Annotated in this window: 28 protein-coding genes; 11 read left to right on the plus strand and 17 right to left on the minus strand. The window is 50.3% G+C overall.

The genetic code is table 11. The annotated features are described in order from the left end of the window. Positions 1 to 47: 47 nt before the first annotated feature. From BD_RS10375 to BD_RS10385, 3 genes are all read right to left on the minus strand, one after another. Positions 48 to 1667: a S8 family serine peptidase gene (locus BD_RS10375; RefSeq protein ID WP_226988158.1), complete on the minus strand. Its 1620-nt coding sequence runs from the start codon at positions 1665 to 1667 to the stop codon at positions 48 to 50. 334 nt (positions 1668 to 2001) lie between these two features. Then, a complete protein-coding gene (locus BD_RS10380) occupies positions 2002 to 2727 on the minus strand; it encodes a dolichyl-phosphate beta-glucosyltransferase (protein WP_011164702.1) in 726 nt (241 codons plus the stop codon). Further along, a complete protein-coding gene (locus BD_RS10385; RefSeq protein ID WP_011164703.1) occupies positions 2727 to 4817 on the minus strand; it encodes a site-specific recombinase in 2091 nt (696 codons plus the stop codon). Before BD_RS10385 ends, BD_RS10380 begins: the two co-directional genes overlap by 1 nt. 117 nt (positions 4818 to 4934) lie before the next feature. Here BD_RS10385 and BD_RS10390 point away from each other — a divergent pair, with 117 nt between their 5' ends. From BD_RS10390 to BD_RS10405, 4 genes are read left to right on the plus strand one after another with little or no spacing between them, the layout of a single operon-like run. Continuing rightward, positions 4935 to 5492 (plus strand): thioredoxin family protein, encoded by a 558-nt coding sequence (locus BD_RS10390; protein ID WP_011164704.1) that lies wholly within the window; start codon positions 4935 to 4937, stop codon positions 5490 to 5492. Continuing rightward, entirely contained in the window at positions 5489 to 5911 is a 423-nt protein-coding gene (locus BD_RS10395) for a FixH family protein (RefSeq protein WP_011164705.1), read from the plus strand. The genes BD_RS10390 and BD_RS10395 overlap by 4 nt, the downstream gene beginning before the upstream one ends. Further along, on the plus strand, positions 5912 to 6805 hold the full coding sequence (locus BD_RS10400; protein WP_011164706.1) for a hypothetical protein: 894 nt from the start codon (positions 5912 to 5914) through the stop codon (positions 6803 to 6805). 8 nt (positions 6806 to 6813) lie between these two features. Then, positions 6814 to 7221 carry a FixH family protein gene (locus BD_RS10405; RefSeq protein WP_011164707.1) on the plus strand — a complete coding sequence of 136 codons (408 nt, stop codon included), beginning with the start codon at positions 6814 to 6816 and terminating at the stop codon, positions 7219 to 7221. On the opposite strand, the gene BD_RS10410 is transcribed toward BD_RS10405, so the two are convergent. Next, the gene (locus BD_RS10410; RefSeq protein WP_038449553.1) at positions 7218 to 7541 is read right to left on the minus strand and encodes a KH domain-containing protein; all 324 of its coding nucleotides are present in this window, start codon (positions 7539 to 7541) and stop codon (positions 7218 to 7220) included. The two genes, BD_RS10405 and BD_RS10410, sit on opposite strands and share 4 nt — an antisense overlap. A gap of 299 nt (positions 7542 to 7840) precedes the next feature. Here BD_RS10410 and BD_RS10415 point away from each other — a divergent pair, with 299 nt between their 5' ends. Beyond that, entirely contained in the window at positions 7841 to 8404 is a 564-nt protein-coding gene (locus BD_RS10415; protein ID WP_038451922.1) for a HutD family protein, read from the plus strand. Here BD_RS10415 and BD_RS10420 read toward each other — a convergent pair. Genes BD_RS10420 through mbhE form a run of 7 tightly spaced genes read right to left on the minus strand, consistent with a single transcriptional unit; the run spans position 8401 to position 15313 of the window. Beyond that, complete coding sequence (locus BD_RS10420) at positions 8401 to 10074, minus strand: glycoside hydrolase family 13 protein (RefSeq protein ID WP_011164710.1); 1674 nt, start codon at positions 10072 to 10074, stop codon at positions 8401 to 8403. The genes BD_RS10415 and BD_RS10420 overlap by 4 nt on opposite strands. A gap of 27 nt (positions 10075 to 10101) precedes the next feature. Then, on the minus strand, positions 10102 to 10431 hold the full coding sequence (locus BD_RS10425; protein WP_011164711.1) for a cation:proton antiporter: 330 nt from the start codon (positions 10429 to 10431) through the stop codon (positions 10102 to 10104). After that, a complete protein-coding gene (locus BD_RS10430) occupies positions 10428 to 10685 on the minus strand; it encodes a monovalent cation/H+ antiporter complex subunit F (RefSeq protein WP_041583559.1) in 258 nt (85 codons plus the stop codon). The genes BD_RS10425 and BD_RS10430 overlap by 4 nt, the downstream gene beginning before the upstream one ends. Next, on the minus strand, positions 10682 to 11020 hold the full coding sequence (locus tag BD_RS10435) for a Na+/H+ antiporter subunit E (protein WP_011164712.1): 339 nt from the start codon (positions 11018 to 11020) through the stop codon (positions 10682 to 10684). The genes BD_RS10430 and BD_RS10435 overlap by 4 nt, the downstream gene beginning before the upstream one ends. After that, a complete protein-coding gene (locus tag BD_RS10440; RefSeq protein WP_011164713.1) occupies positions 11017 to 12477 on the minus strand; it encodes a complex I subunit 5 family protein in 1461 nt (486 codons plus the stop codon). Before BD_RS10440 ends, BD_RS10435 begins: the two co-directional genes overlap by 4 nt. Continuing rightward, complete coding sequence (locus BD_RS10445) at positions 12474 to 12770, minus strand: sodium:proton antiporter (protein WP_011164714.1); 297 nt, start codon at positions 12768 to 12770, stop codon at positions 12474 to 12476. The genes BD_RS10440 and BD_RS10445 overlap by 4 nt, the downstream gene beginning before the upstream one ends. Beyond that, positions 12767 to 15313, minus strand: coding sequence for a hydrogen gas-evolving membrane-bound hydrogenase subunit E (mbhE, locus tag BD_RS10450; RefSeq protein ID WP_330935310.1), 2547 nt, complete (start codon positions 15311 to 15313; stop codon positions 12767 to 12769). Before mbhE ends, BD_RS10445 begins: the two co-directional genes overlap by 4 nt. Between mbhE and BD_RS18250 the strand changes: the two genes are divergently transcribed. Together BD_RS18250 and BD_RS10455 are read left to right on the plus strand one after the other, a co-directional pair. After that, on the plus strand, positions 15246 to 15422 hold the full coding sequence (locus BD_RS18250; protein ID WP_162145200.1) for a hypothetical protein: 177 nt from the start codon (positions 15246 to 15248) through the stop codon (positions 15420 to 15422). The genes mbhE and BD_RS18250 overlap by 68 nt on opposite strands. Before the next feature lie 159 nt (positions 15423 to 15581). Then, positions 15582 to 16661, plus strand: coding sequence for a DUF3943 domain-containing protein (locus tag BD_RS10455; protein ID WP_157865694.1), 1080 nt, complete (start codon positions 15582 to 15584; stop codon positions 16659 to 16661). Here BD_RS10455 and BD_RS10460 read toward each other — a convergent pair. Beyond that, complete coding sequence (locus tag BD_RS10460) at positions 16658 to 17263, minus strand: HAD family hydrolase (RefSeq protein ID WP_011164717.1); 606 nt, start codon at positions 17261 to 17263, stop codon at positions 16658 to 16660. The two genes, BD_RS10455 and BD_RS10460, sit on opposite strands and share 4 nt — an antisense overlap. Before the next feature lie 99 nt (positions 17264 to 17362). Here BD_RS10460 and BD_RS10465 point away from each other — a divergent pair, with 99 nt between their 5' ends. From BD_RS10465 to BD_RS10480, 4 genes are all read left to right on the plus strand, one after another. Continuing rightward, on the plus strand, positions 17363 to 17962 hold the full coding sequence (locus BD_RS10465) for a class I SAM-dependent methyltransferase (RefSeq protein ID WP_011164718.1): 600 nt from the start codon (positions 17363 to 17365) through the stop codon (positions 17960 to 17962). Between the two features lie 141 nt (positions 17963 to 18103). Further along, complete coding sequence (locus BD_RS10470; protein ID WP_231839129.1) at positions 18104 to 21631, plus strand: hemagglutinin; 3528 nt, start codon at positions 18104 to 18106, stop codon at positions 21629 to 21631. 82 nt (positions 21632 to 21713) lie between these two features. Continuing rightward, entirely contained in the window at positions 21714 to 22139 is a 426-nt protein-coding gene (locus tag BD_RS10475; RefSeq protein WP_011164720.1) for a hypothetical protein, read from the plus strand. Between the two features lie 9 nt (positions 22140 to 22148). Beyond that, a complete protein-coding gene (locus tag BD_RS10480; protein WP_011164721.1) occupies positions 22149 to 22463 on the plus strand; it encodes a hypothetical protein in 315 nt (104 codons plus the stop codon). Between the two features lie 45 nt (positions 22464 to 22508). On the opposite strand, the gene BD_RS10485 is transcribed toward BD_RS10480, so the two are convergent. The 5 genes from BD_RS10485 to BD_RS10505 form a co-directional block, all read right to left on the minus strand. Continuing rightward, on the minus strand, positions 22509 to 22805 hold the full coding sequence (locus BD_RS10485; RefSeq protein ID WP_011164722.1) for a hypothetical protein: 297 nt from the start codon (positions 22803 to 22805) through the stop codon (positions 22509 to 22511). Between the two features lie 22 nt (positions 22806 to 22827). Then, the gene (locus BD_RS10490; protein ID WP_011164723.1) at positions 22828 to 24906 is read right to left on the minus strand and encodes a copper-translocating P-type ATPase; all 2079 of its coding nucleotides are present in this window, start codon (positions 24904 to 24906) and stop codon (positions 22828 to 22830) included. A 203-nt stretch (positions 24907 to 25109) separates the two neighbouring features. Further along, entirely contained in the window at positions 25110 to 25391 is a 282-nt protein-coding gene (locus tag BD_RS10495) for a hypothetical protein (protein ID WP_011164724.1), read from the minus strand. 123 nt (positions 25392 to 25514) lie between these two features. Next, entirely contained in the window at positions 25515 to 25817 is a 303-nt protein-coding gene (locus BD_RS10500; RefSeq protein WP_038449577.1) for a hypothetical protein, read from the minus strand. Further along, positions 25804 to 26253, minus strand: coding sequence for a hypothetical protein (locus tag BD_RS10505; RefSeq protein ID WP_041583560.1), 450 nt, complete (start codon positions 26251 to 26253; stop codon positions 25804 to 25806). The genes BD_RS10500 and BD_RS10505 overlap by 14 nt, the downstream gene beginning before the upstream one ends. Positions 26254 to 26332: the final 79 nt, after the last annotated feature.

Below are 26332 nucleotides of genomic sequence, written 5' to 3' on the forward strand. Positions count from 1 at the left end.
TTCCCGAAGGAAAGCCGTTTTTAAAAGATCGGAATTTGAGGCGAAAATTACTTCGCGTCGATCGCAGCTTGAACAGCCGCTTCCGCATTCACGATACCAGCGCCCAACTCGTTAGCAGAGTTTGGAGACAGTGGAGTCGCAGTGCGCTTCAAGATTTCTTTCACTTGAGCACCAGTCAAAGCTTTGTTCGCAGCTTTCATCAAAGCAACCACACCAGATACGTGAGGAGTCGCCATGGAAGTCCCGTCGAACGGAGCGTAGTCAGTTGCCATAGTGTGCAAAGTTGCAGTTGCTACTTTACCGGAGTTGATTACACGAACCATCTCTAGACCAACAGTTTGTTCGATCATGAACACACCTACTGGAAGAACAGAACCGTCATCAGTCAAAGCACCCTGGATCAGGCCCGGAGCGTTGTTGTAAACAACCACACCAGCTGCACCCGCTTTGATTGCGTTCTTAACTTTGTCGCCGAAAGTGATTTCACCGCGAGAGATCAAAGCGTATTTGCCTTTAACGTCTACTTTAGCGAAGTCTTCTGGTTTACCCAAGTTAGCGTGAACAAGTACGTTCGTTTCTGGAGTCAGGATTTCTCTTGCACCCTGGAAAGTGGAAGAAGCCACTTTTACAGTTTTCTGACCGTTGGAAACGGATACTGCAGATTCACGACCTGTGCCTTGTGGTACGGAAGAAACAACCGCAACACCCGGAGCAACTACAGCCAATTCTGGACCGTATTGAGAGAAGTCTGCTTTGTTCAGGTTTACGTCAACTGCGCCTACTGCGATAACAGTGGACAAAGCTGCAGGGTAAGAAACGCGGTTGGAACCGTTGTTACCAGAAGCCGCTACAACAGTGATACCAGCTTTATCAGCGGCAGCAACTGCAGTTCTTTCAGCAGGAGTGGACCAAGCGCCACCCAAAGACATGGAGATCACGTCCACTTTTTCCTGGATACCCCAGTTGATACCTTGAGCGATTGCTACGTTGGAGCAACCTTGCTCAGAGCACACGCGGCCCGCAAGAACTTTTGCTTTAGGAGCAACACCAGTGAAACCTGTGTTGTCCAGAACACCAGCGATAGTACCAGCTACGTGAGTACCGTGACCTACTTTATCAGAGAAGTCAGAACCGTTGCTGTCGCCAGTGAAGTCTTTACCTTTTTCGAAGTTAGCAGCCAAAGACGGGTGAGCTTCATCAATACCAGTGTCCAACACCAATACGCGAGCGCCAGCACCGCGGCCGGATTTGTTCCAAGCCTGAGTCGCTTTTACTGCATGGATACCCCATGGAGTTTTTTGACCCAATTTAGGCTGAGATTGACGGGATTGACCCAGGAAACCTTTTACTGGAGCTGGAGCGTCGTGGAAGATTTCCTTCTCAACGTAAGCCACTGCTGGATTCGCCTTCAATTTTTCAATTTGAGCGTCGTTGTCAGTATTAACAACTAGTGAGTTCAAATTCGCAAGACTGTCCTCAAGTTGACCTACGGCTTGAGATTGCACTCCCAAGTCCAAGCCCTTAGACGCATAAGACCCCTTCATCTTATAAGCCATGTGAGCTTTATTGAAAGACTGTTGGTCTTTCATGATCACTAGAACGCGCTCTGCCTGAGCTGATGTCGCGAAAAGCACTGATACGATGAGTGCAAACACGTTGAATTTCATTACAATTCCCCCCATATCCATGGACTTCAACAATTGAAGTCCTCATGGAGAGGCACTTCATTTCAGCTTGAAAGATTTATCAAGTACTCTTTTGGAACCACCTAAATATTTTTTTGGCACCAAAAAAGTGAAAAAATCTGTCATGAGGGAGGGGGTTCCAAAGTGGCACCCCAGTTCGATTTTAGGACCAGAGCGGCCTTTAGTATTAGATTCTCTTATAGATACCATCATTTATTTGGAATTAGCTGCACAATATTAAATCAAAGTAAATGACAGTTTGCGTCGTCATCTTTTTGTTCATGAGCAGTTCTTGTACAGCCGAAGAGCCCCAGCGTTAGGCCTTCTTAAGGCGACGGCGCATCTGCCGAATAGCAAACAGCATCTCAATGCTGTCGTGGACAATGCGCACACGAGACGATTCTTTGTGCTGCCAGCGAATCGGCACTTCACGAACGCGCAGACGGAATTTTTCCATGAACAAAATCAACTCCACATCCCAGGCGAAACGCTCGACGGAAAGCAGCGGCAGAATTTTTGTACGAAACACCTCTTCGTTGCGCACAAGCTTGAATCCGCACTGTGTGTCCTTATATGGAAGGCCGATGAAAAAGCGCATGATGCGATTAAAGATTTTTCCCATTGTCTGACGAATCCAGTGCTGACGAACCTCAATCAGACTGTCCGGCAGGGCGCGAGATCCCATGATCAGATCCGCACTATCGGAGTACACCAGAAGCTTGTTCAGTTCTTCCCATGGTGTTGCCATATCCGCATCCGCCACTAAAATCCAATCTCCGCGGGCTTCAATAAGGCCTTTTTTAACTGCCGCCCCTTTGCCCCGATTCTCCTGCAGGCTGCAAAGACGAAGCAAGGGCCACTGGTCCCGGCCACTTTCAACAACCTCCCGCGTGCGATCGCGGGAGCCATCGTCTATCACCAGAACTTCACAGATTTCAGCCTTCAGCTCCCCCCTATCAGACAGCTCACGCAGCCGCTGCAAGGTGCCCGGCAGGCGATCTTCTTCGTTGTAAGCGGGAATGACCACTGAAACTTTCAGCATCAGTGGCCATGATTTCCATTGGAGGATTTTGGCACAGTCGAGCCCACGGGCAGGAAGAAACTTAATGGACTGCTGAAGAATCTTTTCATCACCGCCTGGCGAATGGCTTTACGCTGTGGCGGATTGATGCCACGGGCTTTGATCGCCACCCACAGTGCCATGCCAAAGCTGACTAAAACGTTCAACGCCCCAATAAAGAAGATTCCAATCACGGCACGCCAGAAATCCCAGGTTTTCATAAAGTCCACACCCAGAACCGGCAAAGCGCCCCCCAGAGTCCCCGAAGACAGAGTCACGTGGCGCACATCCAGATGCAGGCCGATGAATTTCATGATCTCCGGAGTCATCCCCAGCAAAATACCCAAAGAGATATTCCCGACAAGACCGGAGATGTTGTTTTCAAAAAACACGGCAACGCTGCGGGCCCCACGCTTGCCAAAAACCGCTTTCAGCGTCGGACTGCGTGCCAGGGTTTTGCGCAGGGAATTCAGCGCAAACCAATTGTCCGCCCAGCCGGCAAACAAACTTGAGAACCACAAAAGCACCCCGGTGAAGGCGGCGAACAACAGGGCCGGGCCAAATATATCGACAGACTTAAAGGCATACACAGCCTTTTCATGGGACATCAAATGCCCGCCAAACAGCACGAAGAAAAGAGCATCAATCAGGATCACACAGGGAACCACAAACATGACATTCCCCGCGATCGCCGCCACCTGTGAACGGATCAGATGAGTGATGTCCGTCACCAGATCATTCATCCCCTTTTCACTGTCCACATCCTGCATTTTTGCCGCCAGCGCCGGCGCCGTCATTGCTGGCTGCTTGGTCCCCAGGGTGAAACCGGCCAGATGGATGGCCACAAAACTCAGGGCATAGTTCATGGAGGCAAAAACCCCTTCCATGAAACTGGAAAGCCCCAGTGCCAGAATCCCGGTCTTAACATAAACCGTGATCGCCGTCAGCGCCCCGCCCCCGCCCGCAGCCTGAAGCATGCGGCGGTATTCATCCTTGGTGCGGGTGATGTAGTGTTCTCCCGTTTCCGCCGCACGTTCAACCACTTTACGCGCCAACAAAGACACGTTCTGGGAAAGCAGCGACGAAATGCTGCGCAGATCCTGATTTTCCTCAATCAGCTTTGAAAGGAAGCTGGTGACTTTTTTGGAGTCCACGCGTTCATTCAGCAGAATTTCAAGCAGACTGTCGACCCGCTGTAAATAGGTGCGAAGACGCGCCATCTGGAACACCAGATTGACGCTGACGCCGTACTCATCCAGATGTTTGTGAACTTGCGCCATTTCACGACGACACTCCCAGATGATCATGCGGAAGCGCGACGCCTTTTCCAAAGCCAGATTGCGATCCCCGGCATGATAGGCATTCATAAATTCTTCCAGACCACGCACCAGCGCAAAAAACGCCGAATCGCGGAAGTTGGGTTTGTCCAGACGATAACGAATCGCCGGAGACAACCCGATCGCACGCACCTGAATGACCAGATAAACCAGGGCATCTTCCAGATCCATGCCGAAACGGTTCCAATCTTTTTCATCGGTGCCAACTTCATAATTGAAAAGCTCCACCAGACGTTCAAAGGTCGCCGGATCAATGGAAGCCACCCACAAGGGATCTTCTTTTTCCGGGAACAGAGCCCAGAACAAATACCCCAGTTCATGATCCAACGGCGGGGTCGGCAGCATCTTCATCATCAGACGATCAGAAAGCTCACTCCACAGACCCAATTCCCTTGGCAGACCGGTTTCAGTGTACAACTCCAGCCCGCTGACTTCGTGAACCACGGTTCTTAATATCACCGCGACTGATTTTTTCCACAGCGGGTTGCGCTCCAGAACCATCAGCAGATAGCGCAAACGCGCCACTGGCAGACGACCGGTTTCTTTTTCAATATGTGCATCCACAGCACCTTCATAGCGAACCCACTGCAGCAGCCGAACCAGCCACTGGAGCTGATCTTCCAACTGTTTTTGTTCTGCGGCCGAACCTAAAAGCACATCCAGGTCACTGTGAACCTTGCTGCTTCTTTTGTACTGAATGAAACGATTTCGGAAGGCTTTGATCTTTGTAAACATGTAAAAAGTTTACAGAATACCCCCTCAAACGCACACGGGTTTCTGCCTGAAGCCGCATCGCATAACGCAACCTTTTGTGGCATTTCTCCCCCTACCTCACCGTGCTAAAAATTCGCCATGCGAAGCAATTTGATTTTTGCCTTTTTTTTGTTGTTCTCTCAAATCTCCATAGGAGCTGAAAAGCTTACGAACCTGTCCGGAATTGATGTGCTCACAAACGAAACAAAGACCTTCACCATGGAAAACCACAAAGCCACCGTCATTGTGTTTCTTTCTGCGAAGTGCCCTTGTTCAGCCAGCCATGAAAACCTGCTGAAAGATCTGGCCCAGCAGTACAAAGACTTCCAGTTTGTAGGCATTCATTCCAACTCGGACGAAACCCTGGAAGAAACACAAAAACATTTCCGCGAAGCCCACCTGCTGTTACCGGTGATTCGGGATTCCCGCAGCCAATGGGCCAACAAACTGGGAGCTCTGAAAACTCCCCACGCCTTTGTTCTGAGCCCCACTGGAGAAATGCTTTATCACGGTGGTGTGACGGACAGTCATGTGGGCCCCTCTGCAAAAAAGCACTTCCTGAAAGAAGTCCTTGAAGACCTGCACGCGGGGAAACCGCCTCGCCACAAAGAGGGTCGCGCCCTGGGGTGTTACATTCAGCGCGCGGATGAGACATGAAACATCTGATGGTACTGCTAGCACTGACCCTTTGCGCGTGCGCCCGTCCCGATTATCTGCCAGAAACACCGGTTGTGAACAACGAACAGAACGACCCGCAGTCGATGTGCCCGATCTTTTTCAGCAAAGAAAATATCTGCGCTGAACTGACCTGGAAACAAAGCCCCACCAGCACGGACTTTTCCGAGTTTGAACTTCGCTTCAACCGCGCTGTGGCAGCGGAAAATCTTTCGGTGATTTTATGGATGCCATCCATGGGGCATGGCTCGTCACCAGTGAAAATTGAATCGCTGGGTGATGGAAAGTTCCGCGTCTTCAAGGTCTTTTTCATCATGCCTGGCGACTGGGAAATTCGCATCGTTCTGAAAGACACCCAGACAACTCTGGATCAGGCCTTTGTGCCGCTGGTGGTGCCTTAAATGAAACTGTTGGCAGCACTTTTATTTCTTTCAGGATCTCCGACCTTGGCAGCCAGCTGCTGTGGCGGCAGCTTCTCATTTCCGGCTTTGATTCTGGGGGATGACAGGGCTCAGATCACCGGCACCCTAAGTCAGTCTGAAATCACCGATGATGTCCTGGCCAGCGGCAAGTGGATCCGCCGTAAAGATGACAATCGTGCGCAGATGATAAAACTGGAAGGGGCCGTGCTTTTCAGTGACAGTCTTCAAGGGGGCTTTTCGCTGCCGATGCATTCAAAAAACAGCAGCACCTCAAACACCAGTTCCGGCCTGGGTGATGTGTCTTTATATTTGGGCCATGAAACCTTCCCCGAGCTGACTTACTCGGTCTGGAAACCACGCGGGGTGACCTTTCTGCAAATGACGGCACCCACAAGTCCGTCTATTTATGACAGTGCTTTGAACGCCTCGGACATACGTGGCCGCGGCTTTTATTCTTTAGGGGCTGGACTTGCTCTGATCAAAGCGTGGAAAGTGTGGGACTTTAACTTCAGTTCTGAGATTCACAAATCTTTTGCAAGAACCGCTTCGGGCGAGGCCTATAACGGCGAAGCCACCATCCGTCCGGGCTGGGGCACGACACAAAGCCTGGGGTTGGGCTGGAACCGAGGGGACTTCCGTTTGGGAAGTTCATTGGCCTTTTTGTATGAAGAGCCCATTGTCATCAGCGGTTCAACCAGTTCCGATGGCCATGCACAGAAGAATTTCACATTGAGCATTGCTGGAAGTTACATGATCAATCTGGAATCCGCCGTGACGGTCAGTTACGCCGATCAAAGCCTGATTGGAAATCCTGTTAATTCAAGTTTATCAAACACCATTAATCTGAGCTACCAACAGCGGTGGCCCCGTTAGGAGATTTTATGTTTAAGAGTTTCTTGCTTGCTGCAGGCCTTGTACTGGCATCTGCAACCGCTTCCGCCCAACAACCTGCGGACTGCCCGCTGTACTTCCCAGGCAGTGAACTTTGCGCCTCTGTGAAATTTGCGCAAGCTCCGACCGAAAGCGCAGACTCTCCGTTTGTTCTGAAGGTTTATGACCACACCAGCACGGCGTCTGCACCGGCACTGGTGGATCCAGCTCAAATGAAAGTGGACTTGTGGATGAACATGGGTCACCACGGACACGGAACTTCCCCGGTAAAAATTGAAAAACAGGAAGTGGGAACTTTCCTGATTTCTGAAGCTTACTTTGTAATGCCGGGTCAATGGCTGATCCGTGTTTGGATCAATGGTGAAAAAAGCGAAATGACAGTTGTGGTGAAGCCTTAGGCTTCAACCACAAAGTAAGGAATTTCCACGATGGCCCGGATGCCTTTGCGGGCCAATGTTGCCGAGATCACAGCGCGAATGCCACTGATGTTCTTGCCTTTGCAGCCGATCACCTGCCCCAGGCACTTCTGATCGCACTCCACTTTATAAACGGTGGTCTTGTCGCCAACCATGTAGCTCACAGAAACCGTCTCCGGATAATCGACCAATCCTCGGATCAAAGTCTCCAGCAGGCTTCGGCCACTTTCTCGATCTTGGTCTTGGTTAGGACTGATCTCAGGTCTTTTACGAATGACTTTGATCTCTTTGAGGCCAGACATTTGTTTCACTCCAATTATATCAACAAGAAACATTTCGGTTTTGTAATATTCAAACTAAAGGGTGAATCACCAAATGTAATTCAAATTCTTTCAAGACCCCCACCAAGTGTTAGGCACTTTCTAGAATTTTCTCAAAGCGGATCAATGTTACCGAGAAATGCGGGTTTGCTTAGCGCCAAGTAGAATGGTTCGCGAAATTCTTCTCGAGTTTTTATCGCAGTGTTCAATCCACACAATCTGTGTAATTTAAATCGCGAGTTTTCTTGGACATCTTGAGAGAAGTTTTTTTTAATGAAGTGATGATTCAACTTCTCAGAAGCTCCACCTATCAGCGCATGCCTTGGAAGAACGGACTTGGAGTCACCGATCAGATCGATCTGGCCTTGTCCGAGATTAAAAGCAGTCAGCCCTATTCCTGGCGCCTGAGTTCTGCCTTGGTGACAGCTTCCAATCCATTTTCAATCTTTGAAGGGTACCATCGGTTGTTGAGCGTGGTGCAAGGCGATGGCCTGGTTTTGAATCAAAGGCCGCTTCTGCCCTTTCAGGTGTGTGAGTTTTCAGGTGATGACCACACAGATTGTCAGCTGATCGGGTCCGCAGTCAGGGACCTGGGCTTGATCTTCAATCCCAAGACCCACCAGGCCCGCATGCAGTTTCACTCACTGCCCGCCATGAGCGAAACCGTGTTGTCACTGCCAGAGGAAACCCAGTTCTTCTATTTAGCGAAAGGAAGAATGCGTATCGCTGACCAGACGGCAGCAGCGCAGGACTGTTTCAAGCTGACCCACGAAACCCAGGTCAAAATCCAGAATACAGAAAGCGAGACGCTGGCCTATTACCAGATCTCGCTTTCCCCGCTTTAATTAATTTTGTAAATGCGGCTTTCAAACGGACGAAGCTCCCCGCCCGTGATTGAGCTGTGATCAGCCACGGCATAGTTGGCCATTAAAAGATTCGCAGAAGACAAACTGAATCCCGGCAGGTCAAACTTCGCAGGCTTGCCGGTCATGTTGGCCATCACCAGCATTTTTTCATTTCCGTCGGTGCGGGTGTAAGCATAGATCTGATCGTGCTTACTTAGAACCTCGTCATAGACACCATATATAAACACTGAATGGGCTTTGCGTAAGCGAATCAGATTGCGATAAAAATTCAGAACAGAAGTTGGATCCTTGTCCTGGGCCGCCACGTTGATGTTCTTGTAGTTTGGATTCACCTTCAACCAAGGACGACCCGTGGTGAAACCACCCTGTTCAGAGGAGTCCCATTGCATAGGAGTTCGGGCATTGTCACGAGAGGCACTGGCAAGGTCAGCCGTGATCTCGGCATCTGTGGCCCCTTGCTTGCGGCGGATCGTGAAGATGTTTTTCGCAGAAACATCGTTAAAGTCCTCAGGACCATTAAACACCGTATTGGTCATGCCAATTTCCTGGCCCTGATAAATAAACGGTGTCCCCTGCATCATAAAGTACATGGTCGCAATAGAGGTGGTGCTTTCGCGCCAGAAATTCTGAATATCACCCCATTTGGAGGTGATGCGAGGCACGTCGTGGTTTTCCACGAACAGTGCGTTCCAACCACGGCCCTCAAGACCTTTTTGCCAGCGACCCAGGACAGATTTTAGCTTCGCCAGATCCACCCGGCGCTCAGGATTCGCATCCCACAGACCCACGTGTTCGAACTGAATGATCATGTTGAATTTCTTCTGCTCTCTGCCCACCCACTCTTCTGCATTTTCCGCCGACACGCCGTTGGCTTCAGCCACGGTCATGATGTCATATTTGTTGAAGGTGTTGGTGCAAAGATCTTTCAGATATTCCTGAATGCCATTCACGTTCATGTGTTTATCATAGGACGGCACATACTCTAGATTGTTCGGGTTGGGCATGTCAGCCAGGCCTGGTTCTTTGCGGGCATGGCTGATGGCATCCACACGGAATCCATCAATGCCCTTATCCAGCCACCAGTTGATCATGTCATAGACGGCCTTGCGCATGTCCAGATTTTCCCAGTTCAAGTCGGGCTGTTTGCTTGAAAAAATATGCATGAAGTACTGCTGGGTCAGTTCGTCATACTTCCACGCCGATCCGCTGAAAATACTTTCCCAGTTGTTGGGCTCTTTACCGTTTTTACCATCCCGCCAGATGTACCAGTCGCGCTTGGGATTGTTTCTGGAGCTGCGGGACTCGATAAACCAAGGATGTTCGTCGCTGGTGTGATTCACGACCAGATCGATGATCAGCTTCATGCCGCGAGCATGAACCTGCTGCAAAAGCTGGTCAAAGTCCTTCATCGTGCCAAACTCGTGGTGAATATCCTGGTAATCGCTGATGTCATAGCCGTTGTCATCCTGCGGGGATTTGTACATCGGACAGATCCAGATGACATTGATACCCAGTTCTTTCAGGTAATCCAGCTTGGAAATCAGACCTTGCAGGTCCCCCATACCATCGCCGTTGGAATCCTTAAAGCTGCGAGGATAGACCTGATAAACGACTGCTTCTTTCCACCAATTCTTCTGAACTTCGGACACGGCTAAGACCCCTTGTGAGTCTCGAATTTAAACTGACGGCTCGTCGGACTGCAAATCATTTCTCTTCAGCTGAAGCGGGATAATCCGGGAGTTGCGCACCCGCACTCGCGCCATCAGGTACGAAGATACCGGAATGCCCAGGAACAGCACCAAGGCCGCCAGCAACAGCAAGCCCCCCATCAAGACATCACCAAAATGCACGGCGGCGCCCGCACATAGCAGAACCACACCCAATGTCGAAGATTTGGAAACGGCCGCCATCCGCGTCAGCGTGTCAGGGAATTTCACTGCTCCGACAGAGGCCAACAAAATCAAAAGGCATCCCAACAATAACAGCACCTGCACAATGACGCTCATAACAGATCCTTTTTCCGTTCCAGTAAAAACACAAAGAACGTATTTGAAAGAAAAGACAGCGGAGCCAGCACCAAAATCAGGGAAACCGCGTCCTCGCTATTGCTGAAAACCGCAAACAACACCGCCGAAGCAATAGCAATGTTGTTCAAAAGATCAAAAATCATCACCCGGTCCATCCAGTCCGGCCCCTTGATACAGCGGTACATGGCCAGCCCGGCCGACATAATCAAAGCCGAGATCATTATATAAATCATGACTTCACCTCCCCCAGAATCAAACGCAGCTTGTGTTCAAAGCGGGATTTTAAAGTTTGTATATCCTTGTCGGCGTCATGGGTGTGCAGCAGGTGCACATACAACAACCCCAGATCCTGCCTCACTCGAACCACCATGGAACCGGGAATCAGAAATATAATCAGCGAAAGCCACCAGATGCCCCATTCACTTTTGATATCCAACGGCAGACGCACGATCGCAGGCTTCATATAACGATTGGGACGAAACACCCAGGACACCACCTGCAGCACAGCCACACAGAAGTCCCACACAAACTTCAACAGCACTTCCAAGATCCACACAACACGCATCATCCACGGCCTCCGTCCAAAAGTTCCTGGGCTATTCTTTCAGTCAGGTTCACCAAGGGTTGAAAGCCCAACCCCACACCTAAAATCAGCAGGGTCATCGTCAACAGCGGCACCCCCAGCCAGCGCACGCGGCCCTGCCGGTCGTTCTCTGGCAGTGACGACACCGCGGGCTTCCAGAACACACCATTCCAGATCTTAAGCATCGACATCAGGGTCAGAAGACTGACCACCAACGCCATGGCCACCGCAAGCCACCGCTCTTCAATCAAGGCGGCCTCCAAAGTCAGAACCTTCGCCCAAAAACCTGACAACGGCGGAACACCGACCAGCGACAACGCCGAAAAAGCAAAAACCAACCCCAACAGCGGACGAGCCTTCCATAACCCGCCGGACTCTGAAACAAAACTTGTGCCGGTGACTTTTTCCATTGCGGCCACGGTGAAGAACAAATTCGTTTTCACCAGCATGTGATGAATCATATAAAACACACAGGCCGCGATCCCTGCCGATGTTTCCATCGAAAGACCCAGGACCATGTAACCGATTTGTGAAGTGCTGTGAAAAGCCAAAATGCCTTTCATGTTGTCACGAGAAAGTGCCCCCAACACCCCCAGGATCATCGAAATCAACGCCAGGACATATAAAAGCGGCAGCAGTCTTTCACTTCCGGGCAGGGTCGACACGGGGACCAGGATGCGCATCAGGGAATAAACTCCCACCTTGGTCAGAAAGCCGGCGAAAACTCCGGCCACGGCGGTCAACGTCACCGGATATGCCGCCGGCATCCAGAAAAAGAACGGAAACAGCGCCGACTTCACTGAAAACGCCATCACCAGACAACACAGCCCGACGACCACTCCCAGATTCTGGCCATAGGTGCGCTGGTACTGAATCAGATCCCCGATATCGAGGCTGCCCGCGGTGTTGTAAATAAAGGCAATGCCGATCAAAAATGCCACAGAGGAAAGAATGCTTAAAACCGCGTACTTGTAAGCTCCGGTGACGGAAGTGCGATAACGACTCATCGCCACCAGAAAAAACGAGGCCGCCAGCATCACTTCGTACCACACATACAAATTAAAAAGATCTCCGGTGGAAAAGGCGCCAAACACACCCATCATCATAAAGTGAAACAAAGTATAGTATCCACGCAGTTCCCACTGACGATTTAACAGCGCCTGCATGCACAGATTCCCCACCAAGGCCACCAGCGAACTTCCCACCAGCATCAGCGACGAAAACAAACCCACGGCAAATGAAATACCAAAGGGTGACTGCCAGTTCCCGATCTGCACAGTTTGCCCACCGCCCTCATCCACCAGCAAAAATAAATGCACAGCCACTGCCAGGGCCGCCACTGAGCCCGCCAAAGACACGCCTCGCAACAAAAGGGAATTTTTTCTGCACAAATAAGTCAGCAAAGCCGTAATAAAGCTGATAAGCACCGGAGCCACAATCATTCCGAGTCCTCCGGCAAGAAGTCCGCATCCCGGGACTTGGAATACTTAAGCCCCTGACTGGCCAGCACCAACAGCACCGCCATCATCCCCAGGCCGATCACAATCGCCGTCAGAATCAGGGCCTGACTTAAATGATCATCCCCTTGCAGGCCTCCACTTTTCAGAATCAGCAAATTCACCGCGTGCCCCAGAACACTCAGTCCTAAAATCAGAGTCAGCCAATCCCGGGACAAGACCAACCAGACCCCGGCGGCAAAAAGCAGGGCAATGCTCAGAGAAAGAAAATCAATCATACATCCCTCCTCAAGAAAGCAAAGAACAAGCTTGTGCCCATTCCCAACACCAGCAGATAAACACCCACATCAAACAACAAGGGCGTCCCTAGAAACGCCAACGAGCCTGGCAACCACACCGCCGTCAAAAAGGGTTTTCCCAGCAGCACGGGCACCCATCCGGCGACAAAAGCCACAACCAGTCCGGTGCACACCCAGCTTAAGGGTTTCAGGACCAGCACCCTGCGCGCCCACTGTTCCCCAAAAACCAGACCGTAAAACGTAAATGAAATTGCCAGCACCAAACCTGCGATAAAGCCACCACCCGGCGCATTGTGCCCGCGCAAAAGAAGGATCAGAGAAATTAATGTGAACAAAGGCGCCATCACCCGAACCGAAGTGTGCAAAATAGTGGACGGCCGCAAAGTCAGGTTCAGACGTCGCCTTCTTAACAGCATGAATTGAACACCCATGGCAACAATTCCCAGAACCGTGATTTCACCAAAGGTGTCCATCGCGCGGAAGTCGACCAAAATCACATTCACGACATTCAGACCTTTTCCCAGAGGATGGGCGTTCTCCCGATAATAATCAGCCACTCGGGAAGAAAGTTTTCCGTCGGCCATAACTCCGCACAAAAGCAATGCGCCGACAAAGGCCCCCGCCGTCACAATCCCACGTACACTTCGGTACACCACACTGAATCCAGACGGATTCGGCCTGAGAAAAACCAGAGACAGAGTCAACACAACAACAGAAAGCGTTTCGACCGCCATCTGAGTCATGGCCAGATCCGCGGCGCCCACACTCAGGTAAAACAGACTGATGCCGATCCCGACGACGCCCAAGCCCACCACTTTTAGTAGCGGTTTCACACTTAATAGCATCGGGAGCAGGCCCAGCACCACCAGCACAAACGGAATCATCTGAAAAAGAATCAGTTCATCTGTTTTTAGAGATGGCACATATTCCTGCAAAGGCAGAACCCACGGCAGGATCAGACAAGGCACCATCAGCATCCACAGAATATAAAAACTCAATCGCCCGCTTTGCAGCCGGTCCATGATCTTTTTTGCCAGTGTTCCCATATAGCCGACTCGTGGAGACGGCTTGTACAATCCCTTCAACCATACAGCCGCTTTCGTGACCACCCCGGCATACCGGGCGGCCAGAAAAGTTCCCAGCCCCAGGGAAATCAGACTGAGAATCAAAGCCAGATTCACCCCCGTCCACATTTCAAGATTCAACTCCACGTTTCTCAGTACGATGGAAGACACCACCGGGTTCAGAAAATATTTGTTGATATCCGCCAGAAAAAAACCGGCCATCCAGCCACAAGAAGCCAGCAGCAGAGGTGGCCCCCACATGGTTGTGGGCACCTCACGCAGGACCTGCCGGTCTTCCTGGCGCGCAAAAATCACGACAATAAGCCGATAACCCACGACGATCGACATGATACTGGCCCCCAAAAGTGCCAGCACCAGAAACGAGCCCGGGAACTTTAACGCCAGAGCGGATTTAAACAGATACTCTTTGCTTAAAAAACCCATGCTGAATGGAAGACCCATCATAGAACCCAACGCCATCAACAGTGCCAGCGAAGTCAGGGGCATGCGACGATAAAGACCCGAAACATGGTCCAGACTGCGCCCGCCCATTTGTTTGTCGATGTTACCAACACACATAAACAGACTGGCCTTGTAAAGAGAGTGCGCCAGAATGTAGGAAAAAAAGGCCTTCCAGGAATAGGCTTCATGCAATCCCACCAGCATGCACATCCCACCCAAGGAACTGACCGTGGTCCATGCAAAAAGCTGTTTCAGGTCGGTCTTGGTCAACGACACAATCATACCCCAAATCAGTGTCGCCGCCCCGACAAGACCCAACGTCATAAGCCAATCCAGATTCTGATCAAACAAAGGACTGAACCTTGCCAGTAAAAACACCCCCAGCTTCACCATCGTGGCGGAGTGCAAATAACAACTGGCTGGAGTGGGAGCCACCATGGCCCCAGGCAACCAGAAATGAAAGGGAAACTGGGCTGACTTGATCATGGCGGCAATCATGATCATCAGCATCGTCAACTGACTGTGTTGGTATTCAGTGCGACCATAAAGAATATCCAGCAACGAGTTGCTGCCCGAGGCCTGGGACAGCATCAGCAAGGCCAAAAGCAGACAGAGCCCCCCGGCTATATTCAGGACCAGCGCCTGCTTGGCACCTTTGCGCACGTCTGGATCCGCGAATTTGAATCCAATCAAAAGAAAAGAACACAGACCTGTGGCTTCCCAAAAACCGTAAAACACGAAAATATTGTCAGCCCAGAGGACCCCGAGCATGCACCCGGTGAAAGCAAAAAAGAGCGGAAAAAACCGGCGCCTTTCCACAGTTTTAAAGTAAGTTCCGGCATACACACAAACACAGGCCCCGATCCCACTGACGATACAGGCAAAAAAGTCTGTCAAACCATCACGGGGAAAAGGCCAGGATTGTTCGATGAAGGGTTTTAAACTTTCCCCAAAGGCCCCCAGATACGGCAGCAAAAAAATCACTCGCCAGATCACAGCCGGCAGACGCAAGCACAAAGAAGCCGTGAGTGCCAAAAGAAAGAAAAAAATCACCCAGTACATCAGCATCCGCACCTCTTATGTTTACTGTCTAAAGTGTTCCTAAGATGCGGGTTTTGAACAACTTTGAATGGAAATTCCGGGATAAAATCAAAGGCATTTTTAGGGACCCGAAACTGTTCCTCTGGCCCCCCTTTTGCTCTATGAAAACTTTGAACTTTTCGGTCTCTGGAAGTGAGGTCCCATGCACCCTCTAATGCGATATATGGCATTTGGGCTGGTCCTTTTGCAGTTGCAAGGCGCCAGCGCCAGCAATTTTCGTAACTCTGCCAGCGGCTTAACACCAGAGCCCTTTTATCAGTCCATCCCCCAGGCAAAAGATCCTGTGGCAGAACTCATTGAAAATCCTTATCACAAGTATTTTACCAGTGCAGACATTGAACGCATCAGTCAACAGATGCGCGAAGAAGAGCGCCACAAGCAGCGTCTGATCAAAGGGCAACTGATCATGGTCGACACCCGTGATCAGGAGGCCTGCCTTAAAATTCAGGATCAACTCTACAACAACAGGAACATGAAGGCTGTCAACGACATCAGAGGCCTTTGTGTGCAGGACAACACTAAACCTATTGCCAGCGTGATGGTGCTGCGTGAATCCAACGAAATTGAGTGGCAACGCGAAGTGGACATCAGCGGTCTGACCTCGGATCAATCCAATCTTTACACCAGCACCCGCAACGTGGCCTTGGGGGCCGTGGGCGTGGCAGGTTTGCTGTACATGATGCCCGAGAGTGTGACCAAGTGGGACAAAGAGAAAATGAAAGATCTGGGCAAGAACTGGCAGGAAAACGTCAAGGAAGGTCCGGTGATGGACAAAGATGACTGGGCCATCAACTATATCGGCCACCCCTATTCCGGCGCAATTTACTATCAGGTGGCCCGTCATGCCGGTGTGGGCCCCATGGGATCTTTCGGTTACTCAGTTCTGATGTCGACGTTCTTCTGGGAATATGGTGTTGAAGCCTTTGCGGAAAAGCCCTCCATTCAGGATCTGTTCATCACACCGATTATTGGATCCATCATGGGTGAATTGTTCTATCGTGCAGAAATGAAAATTCAGAAAAATGGCGGTAAAGTCTGGGGCTCTAAAAAAATCGGCTCGGTGCTGATTGTTCTGATGAACCCCATGGGGGCCTTCAGCGACCAGATGAACAAACTCTTTGGCAGCAAGGTCATCAAAAGCGCCAGCGCCCGCTGGGTCGTGCGACGCCACACCAATTCTGGCGGGCATCCTTCCGTCGAACGCGCCCCCATCTGGGGCTTTGAACTGCAGTTTAAGTTCTAATTTGAAAAATGCCGCTGAAGGATTTCCAAGGTGGCCGAAACTGAATTGACCGAATGAAACGATCTAAACCCCAAACGCCCGGCCGCATCCACATTGGCTGGGCTGTCATCGATAAATACAATTTCTGACGGCGACAATCCCACTTCAGTGGCGGCGGCCATATAGATTTCAGAATCAGGTTTTCTGTGCCCCAGTTCAAAGCTGGTCAGGATCCGGTCGAATCGTTTCATGACTGGGAACTGTTTCATAAAATAATCATAGTGAGGACGATTGGTGTTTGAAAGCGCATACAGCGGAACTCTCCCGGCGTATCGATCAAAAATCTGATCCACTTGCGGAAGCGGCCCCAAGATCAACTGATTCCAGGCTTCTTCCAGAGGAGCCTCGGGCGAAAGCTTTAATTCACTTCTGACGAAGGCAAAGAACTCTTGCGGAGTTGCATTTCCCCGCTCCAGCTCCAGATGAATCTTGGCACTTCCCAGCACGGACCATATCTGGTCCTGCTGGGATCTATCGAAAACCCCCAAGGCTTCAACTGTCTTTCGCCAGTTGATTTCCAAAACAATACCGCCAATATCCAAAAAAATCGCTTTTGCCAGCATACACTGACAGTACCATCATTGGCCGAAAAAATACTACTGTTCACAGGTTGCATTAGAAGGTTTTGACAGCGAATCCAGGACGATCCCAGACTCTAAGCTGTGGAACCAACTGCGGAAACCCTTCAACCTGAAGCCCCTCAAAGCCCCCAGCAAGCACTGCTGCAGGCTGATGCCACCGCTTTCCCGGCTTTCTGGCAGAATCTGCAAAATCAGAATGTTCTTCTGGTGGGCTGGGGCACCGGCAAACTGGCAGAAAGCCTGCTGGACAAAGGCAACACCGTCACGTGCATTGAAGCCTCAGCGGATCTGATTTCAAAGGCGAGGGAGTTTACAGACACTCACCCCATTCACATGATTCATGCGGACCTTGCAAATGCCGCAGAGGAATCCGGACATGCAAAATTTCCGGTGGTGATCACAAGTCTTGTGGCAGAACCGGTGCGGGACCTTGCCCGTTTTTTCAAACAGGTGACGAGCCTGCTGAGCTTGCATGGCACCTTCTATATCTCAGAAATTCATCCAGAATCAGCTCCTCCCGCCAATCACATTCACCATGAAGAAACCGTCAACCTCACCGCCCAACAAACAGGACTTGATCTGGAGCGCACAGAAATTTTCTATGGTTCCTCGGATCTCAGAGCGCTGACCCAAATGTGGGAGTATCACCTTGAGACAGAATTCCCCCCTGCGGAACACTAATGTTCAGCGTGCCTAAGGATTGTTCTTAAAATTCAAAGCCGGGCACCGATAAGAACTAAGATGTTTAAAGGCACGTATTTCCTAAAGAAATTATCATATTTAAGATCCGCCTCATTGCAGGCCGGATTTTTATTTTTTGTTATGTTTCTTTCAGCGTGCACGGCGGAACTCGAGATTTCTGACATCCAATCTTCAATGCCGCTCTTCACGCAAAAACCCACGGCGTTTTCTTCCTCCACTTCAGCAACCTTTCATTTCAAAGCTGCCAACAGTGTGATCAAGTCCTACAAATGTTCTTTGGATCAAAGTGATTGGTATGATTGCACCAGTCCCCACACCTTGAGCGGTTTGGCACATGGTACACATGAATTCAAGGTGCAGTCGTTGGAGGCAGAAGGCACCCTTGCCGGGGAATCGTCCTTCCAATGGACCGTCGACACGGATCAGCCGACTTTGAATGTCACACAAACACCGACGGCCCTGAATAATTCAAGCACCGCCGTCTTTAACTTCGCAGCCGGCGATGCGACTTCACCGATTGCGGGTTATCAGTGCAAACACACCAGTGGCAGCCAGCCCACAGGAAACTTTGAAACCTGCAGTCCTCTGGTGCCATTGGTGGGCCTGATTGAAGACGTGCACACCTATTCAATCAAGGCGGTGGATGAGGCCGGCAACCTTTCGGCTGAATACACCTACAGCTGGACAGTGGATTTGACGGCACCGGCAGTGCAAATCACGGCCAAGCCCGCGACAGCGACAACCAGCGACTCGGCCACTTTCAACTTTACCAACACCGAAATCGGCGGCGCTGTTTTTGATGGTTATCAGTGCAAGATAGACACTGAAGACTACGTCGATTGCGTGACGGGACAATCCTATCCATCCCTTTCGCAAGGGGCGCATAGTTTTTCAATCCGCGCCAAAGACACAGCCGGAAACACCAGCGTGCCCCTGACCTACAACTGGATCGTGGATTCAGGAGCGGTGACCCTGTCGGCCTTCACCATTGCCAACAATGCTCCAACCATTGGACTTGCTTACACAACAACGCAACTGACCGCTTCTTCGGCCTTTGCTGCCATCACCAGCATGAGGTTTTCAGAGCTGGCGGATTTCTCTGACGCCGCGTGGGTTCCGTATTCAGCCGCGGGGACAACCACTTTGAAAAATCCCGGCGGCTTCAAAACAATCCATGCCCAGGTCAGAAATGCTGCGGGAACAGTCAGCAACACACTAAGTGACTCGGTGACATTGGATTTGGGGAACCCTCCGTTGGTTTACCTCACGTCCCCTGTCGGCGGTCAAACTTATGCACCTGGTGCCACCATCAACATCGAGTGGTCCTGCAGTCCGGGGGCCGGGCCGATTCCTCTGGCGGCAAACCCGATCAGCTTGATCGAATACACCGTGGATGACGGCATCAGCTATCACACCATTGCAACAAATCGCCCGAACAACCTCAGCGCCACCACCGGAAATCATTCTTGGGTGGTGCCATCGCTGACCCCGGCGGGCCAGACCATCAGCGCCACGACCCCGTTAAAGTTTCTGATTTCCTGCGTATCGGATGCCGGAGTCGTCACCAGTGCTATTTCAAATGCAGTGAATTCGCAGTGGACCGTTCTAATAGGTGAACCCGGAAACCTAAGCAACGGCGTGCATATGAACGCCGCAGACCTGACGGCCAATGCCACAACGGGAATGTACGGTTTTTTTGCGGATTCCTTAAATCGAATTTATTACACCAAGTTCAACAGTATTTCGACAGTGAATTCGGAAACCGGTTTGGTTTCAACTTGGCTGGGGGAACCCTTCAACCCGCTTTGCGATATTGGAAGTGGAAAATTCACAAGCCCCATGATTCTGGATATCAACGAATCCGATGAAATGCTGGTTCTAAGCCTGCCGTGTTCCCAGTTGGCACGCATTCGTATTTCCGACAAAACAGTTCTGTGGAGCAAAACCCTTCCCACAATCACCATCAACAGCAATGTCCTGAACAAAGAACAGGCTTCCAGCATCCGATACGTAAAAACAGGGCATCTGTTCTATTTCTCAAATGAAGCGTTCTGGATGGTGGACGTAAACTCAACCGCGAAAAATCCAGTACTGGTCATGGGCACTCCGGGCACCTGCGGAACCATGGGGGCTGTTGATACCATGGCGGATGTTTCTCCGATCCCCTGCCCAACCTCAGACTTGTACCTGACACTTGTCAGACCGGACCTGAACAAAATCTGGATTCAAATCAACGGTTCAACTTTTGAACTGCAACAACAAGGCACCTACGGAAAGTACAAGATCGCCCAGGTGGGGATGACCACCGGCACCTGGAACACCTTCTTCAATCGCTGCACTCAAGTTTCAGGATTGCCAGGGAAGCTTTATTGCCTGCGCGCTCAGTATGAGGGCAACAAGATCGCTTACTTCGACCTGGCGACAGAAACCTGGTCCGCAAGCTTCAATCTGGACAAGCACTATAAAAACATGTCGACCATCTTTTACATGGGCGCCGCCAAAGACTTTATCTATGCTTTTTCCACCACCACCAACGAGCTCTTCAAAGTCGTGGATGACAGTGGCTCGTTCACCAGCACGATGGTGGCCGGAGTCCCGTTCTTCACCTTTGGCAACGGCACAGATCCTTCCAAAACGGCGTTCACACAAATTTCCAGCATCGCCTATGAGCCGGCTTCGCAATATCTGTATGTGCGCGGTCCGCGCCATCTAAGACGTCTGCACGTCAACACGACTGTGCCCGGCTCTGAGACCATCGATCACATCGCCACGGGCTACCATGCCTCTGCAGGCAACAGTTCTGCCTATGCCTCGCTGACTATTTCAGGTACGGGCATTGCCGCTTTCTCGCAAATCGCAGGCACTCCGGCCAATCTGTGGAGTTCTTATGGCATGAGCACCTGGGATGCGAGCACTTTGGAATACAGCCTGACTGTCGGGCCTTATTATTATCAGGCCACCTCTGCGGCCAGTGCCTACCCCGCGGTGGACGTCGGGCAATTCAACACCATGAACACCGGCTATAACCTGCATTCATACCGCAAGATCGCAACGTTCCTTCCCAACAACAAACTGTATTTCTATGGCTCCTCAGGCCTGCTCGACGAAGCCAATCTTTGGATCTTTGAATCCGACAAAGACACCGGGAAAATCACGCCTGTGGTTGGTGGCGCGGGGGCGGCAAACTATGTGGGAACTGATCATGGCCAGAATGCCTGGGGGGCATACTTAAGCGATATCTCTGGCCTGCAAGCCAATGCCGACGGTGATCTTTTGATCTTTGACGGCTGGAGATTGCGTAAAGTCACCATTGCCACCGAATCCGGCAGCCCTAAAATTTACGATGTCACCAACTTCGCGGCTTTGCCGAACAAGCCCACCATCGCCTCTTGGACCCACGCCGTTCACGACAATGCCACGGGCTGGAGCTATTTCGTCACTCAAACCGAAGGCACCACTCAAGGCCAAGTGTGGGCCGCACATCCGGATGAAGGCTTTGTGCAGATTCCGACCGCGGGCTGGGTTTTGCCATCTCGTCTAACCACATTCCGCCCTATCACTCTGCAAGTGACTCCACTGGGGTTGCTGCTGCTGGATACCACTAAAAAGCGAATTCTTAAAACCGCTCTTTTCCCGACACCTCTGTAATACTCGTGTCTCAATTTAATAAGTTCACTCTAAAACATAAATTAATTTAGTTTATTTCCGATAAGAACAGTCGGAGGACTTTATGGAGCAGAAGCGCAAGCCCCCCACATTGTTCTGGCCAGAAATCAACGATCGCATTGACGCCGAAGCCCTGGTCCGCCGTGCCGTCGGCATCTGCATCTTTATCGCTGCTATGGGTATCACCCTAAGCCTTTTATACAAGTACCAAGTCATTGATATACCTATGGCCAAAGACGCCTGGGGCAGTGCCTTGATTTACGGAGTCTTGGCCTACTTTATCTCGGAGCACTCCAAAGCGGCCGGCTGGATGGCCCTGATTGTTTATCTGGGCGATCGTGTATACACCATCAAGTACACGGGTGTCGGCGGCCTGGCGATCGCCGTCATCTTCACCTGCAGCTTCATCGCCTGCATCCGCGCGCTGGACTACATTAAGAAGAATCCGACGGACAAACCCGAACAAGAAAACATCCCGAAAGCGAGCTAAAGGACATCCATGCAAACCACCGAAGTCACCCTTGAAAGAGCCGTTAAAATTCTTGTCAGTTGGTCGTGGAGAATGATGGTGCTGATGCTGCCGGTAATGATCATCACCGGTGTTCTGATGTTCTTCATTATGCCCACCCCAGAACCCGGCGCCACGCCGGAAGAAATTCAAAAGAACATGCCCTTGGGTCCGTTCTTTATCATGTGGTTCCTGATGATGTTTGGTGGGATCCTTGCCCATGCCATTTCCATCCAATGGCTGATGAAAGTGCGCTGGTCGGACTTTCATTTGGTGGCAGTGGAGTCTTCCCGAAAAACAGAATAGACAAGGGAAGTCTCTCACTGCAACCAACTACCATAACAAGGCGCCTTACTTCTTTTGTTTTTTGGGAGCAGGTCCTGCTTTCATCATCTTTTCACACTCCCCATGTGCCATCTTGGCTTTGCACTCTTCCATTGTTTGGTGGCCGCACATCTTTTCATCATTATGCATTTTCATACACTGACTCATCATCTCATGCATATCCATCATCCCGGAACCTTTTGCCTTCATAGGCATCCCCTTTTCGTCAGGATGATGCTCCTTATGCTGCTGATCAGCCGCAATAGAGGTTTCAAAACTCAGGCAGGCCAAAACAACAATAAAGCTTCCTATAAACGCTTTCATATGATGATCCTTTCAAATTAGGTTATGAACTTTTGTTTTCAGATGAAATTCCTAATGATCTGGCATTAACGGCAACAATAACAGTACTCACCGACATAAGCACTGCCCCCACCGCCGGATTCAGAACGACTCCCATTTTATAAAGAGCACCTGCTGCCAAAGGAATCGCGATAATATTGTATCCCGTGGCCCACCACAGGTTCTGAATCATCTTCCTGTAGGTTGCCTTGGCCAAAGTGATAATCGCGACGATGTCCTTTGGATTGCTTTTAACCAGAATGATGTCCGCCGTCTCTATAGCAACGTCAGTTCCAGCACCCACCGCAATTCCAATATCCGCTTGTGCCAACGCCGGAGCATCGTTGACGCCATCTCCGGTCATTGCCACAATCAGCCCTCGCTTCTGAACCTCGGAAATCTTTTCAGACTTCTGATGAGGCAAAACCTCCGCAAAGTATTCGTCAAGACCAATCTCGTCGGCGACCCACTTGGCAACCAGTCCGCTGTCTCCAGTCAGCATCATGCACTTTATGCCCTGATTCCGAAGAATACCAATCGCCTCCTTCGACTCAGATCTGATTATGTCAGCCAATGCGATCGCTCCGATCAGCTCTTTATTGCATATAACAAAGATGACAGTCTTTCCCTGCACAGAAAGTTGGTCTAGATCCTTTTGAGCTGACTTTGGAATCTGCATCTGATTTTCGCGAAGATACCCAGGACTCACCACAAGAATATTTTTCCCGTCAACATCTCCCATGGCCCCCTTGCCCGGAACCGCCCTGAAGGAAGACACTGGCCGGGTGCCGTCCACCGCAGCAACAATCCCTTTGGCGATGGGGTGTTCAGAATGGGCCTCAATCGCCGCCGCAAAAGAAAGCACCTCGCCTTTTGAAAACTTCTCTCCAAATGAAATTATATCTGTAACTCCAAATCGCCCTTCGGTGAGTGTTCCCGTTTTATCAAAGACTATGGCGTTCACATTGCGCGACCGTTCAAATGCCGCCCGATCCCTGATCAGCAAACCGCTTGTCGCAGCAATGGATGTCGACGCTGCCACGACTAAAGGGACCGCCAAACCCAAAGCATGAGGGCATGCAATCACCATCACGGTGACCGCCCGTTCGATTGCGAATGCCAAGCTTTGATCTGATAAAGCCAACCAAGCCACCAATGTCAGCACCCCACCCACCAACGCGACAAAAGTCAAAACAGACGCCGCCCTGTTGGCCAGATCCTGCGTCTTTGACTTGCTTTCCTGGGCTTGCCGAACAAGTTCAATGACCTGATTAAGGTATGAATCGGCCCCGGCCTTATGGATCCGAAGCGTCAGCGAGCCTTCCCCATTGATGGCCGCACCAATAACCTCATCACCTTCCTCTTTGGGAACCGGCTTGGATTCGCCTGTCAGAGCGGATTCATCCACCGATGATATTCCGTCCACCACAATGCCGTCGGAGGGTATTTTTTCACCGGGCTTCACCAAAATGAGATCGCCCGGAACCAACTCCTCTATCGGCACCTCCAGAGTCGATCCATCTTTCACGACCTTATGAGCACTTGAAGGCATCAACTTTGCCAATTCTTCCAAAGATCTGGAGGCACCCAAGATGGATTTCATCTCAATCCAATGCCCGAGCAGCATGATATCAATCAGAGTCGCCAATTCCCAAAAGAACTCCATTCCCGCCAGTCCCAGAACGACTGCGGTCGAGTACACATAGGCCGTACTAATAGCAATAGCAATCAGGGTCATCATCCCCGCAGCTCTTGCCTTTAGTTCACTGATAAATCCTTTTAAAAACGGATACCCACCATAGAAAAAGACAACAGACGAAAGAGCCCAGCTGACGTACAAATCCCCACGAAACCGAAGCGCACCACCAAGCCCCGCGAAATGTTGTATCATTGGAGAAAGAACTAGAATTGGGAGAGTTAAAAAAAGACAAATCCAGAATCTGATACGAAAATCATCAACCATTTCCGAACGGGAATCATGACTGTGAGCAGGTTGCAAAGACTTGCCAGCAGATTTTTTGTCTATCGCGGAAGTCACCTGCCTCTGTCCGCCGGAATGGTGGTCGTGATGATGTTCCATCATTTATATACCCCCCGAAAATAGTTCCTTACGTGCGGGGACTGCGCAATCTGTTAGTTTGCAGATTCGTGAGCAGACATCTTGTCTTTTTCCGGAGCCGTGCTGCGCACTCTTGGACCAAAGCTCTAGGCAGAGTATTTTTAATTGAACCCTAAAATGCAAAAACCCGCTATTAAGCGGGTTTTGTGCTTCTGTCCTGGTTCAGGCTATTGGCAAGATCTACTTTTCTCAAGACAGTCACTTACACACTGTCCAAACTGCTCATCTGCAGCACCATACTGGACCAACAAATCACAGTGATTTGCACAGGTCATTTGTTCGTCGATTGAATAAGAAATATCAGCAAGACATTTGTTGTATTCAGTCTGGCGATATTCTTCAGTTACCTCGGGAATACTCAGTATCAATTCACAATCAGCCTTTGTCAGATTTGCTGCAGAGGAGATTTGTGCGAAAAGAATGGCAGAAACAACGATCACAGTTTTCATAATAATCCTTTTTTGAATGTAGGCCATCATGTAACTGCTTTTACATCTCATCGCAAATACAATTCTATTTATAGTAAAAACGAAAGGAGAATTACCGAACAGCAATGGAGGCGAGATCCACTCTTAAAGAACGTATTTTAACGTTGGAATTAATAAAACACTGAGAATAATCAGAAGATAACCGACGAAATATCTGTGCTTTTCCCGAGGAAGCATTCTCTGAGGTCCCCATTCAATCAGAAGTCGACTTCTAAGCTTTGAATTTACTTTTGCGGAGATCACAAACCAGCCGCCGAGAAAGAGCAGTAGAGCCGGAACGAATCCTTCTAACCCAAAATACGGAATGAATAATGCCGGTATGCCAAAAATAACTGGCATACCCAAAAACCAAGCTTGAACTTTAGCTTCTTTTTCAAAGTTGACCATATTGTGCAGCTCCCCTACGCGGGTTATCGACTTTATGTGCGTATAGGGGGCTAACTTGCTCCTCCAAATGCTCTTTCAACTTGTCCTTATAGGCCCAGGCAACAATGAATACTCCTGCGGCAATCAACAGAATCAGAGCAAAGATGACCTTAACAATTTGAGGTTGTACCGGACAATCCATGCGATCTTTTAGCAAAGTTCGGACTTCACTTTCTAATGGAGCAAATTCCAATACTTGGTTCCGGAATCTTTGATATTGGGATGGCATCAACGGCACCCACATTGATACAACCATCCCTTTTCGACGTAGCACCAGACGATCGCCTTTTATAGCGACAGACCGAATATCGTCCCACTTTACAAAATCATTTCGAAATTTTACTCCGGCAATTCCCGCCGCGGGCATATCCAATAAGTACTTGGGAACCATCGTCATATGATTGAGGATATCGACCTGTTTAGAACATTCCCAACCAAGTTTCAGTCAATGGACCATTCTGAGATCGGAAAGGGGC

This window comes from Bdellovibrio bacteriovorus HD100 (assembly GCF_000196175.1).
Classification (GTDB): domain Bacteria; phylum Bdellovibrionota; class Bdellovibrionia; order Bdellovibrionales; family Bdellovibrionaceae; genus Bdellovibrio; species Bdellovibrio bacteriovorus.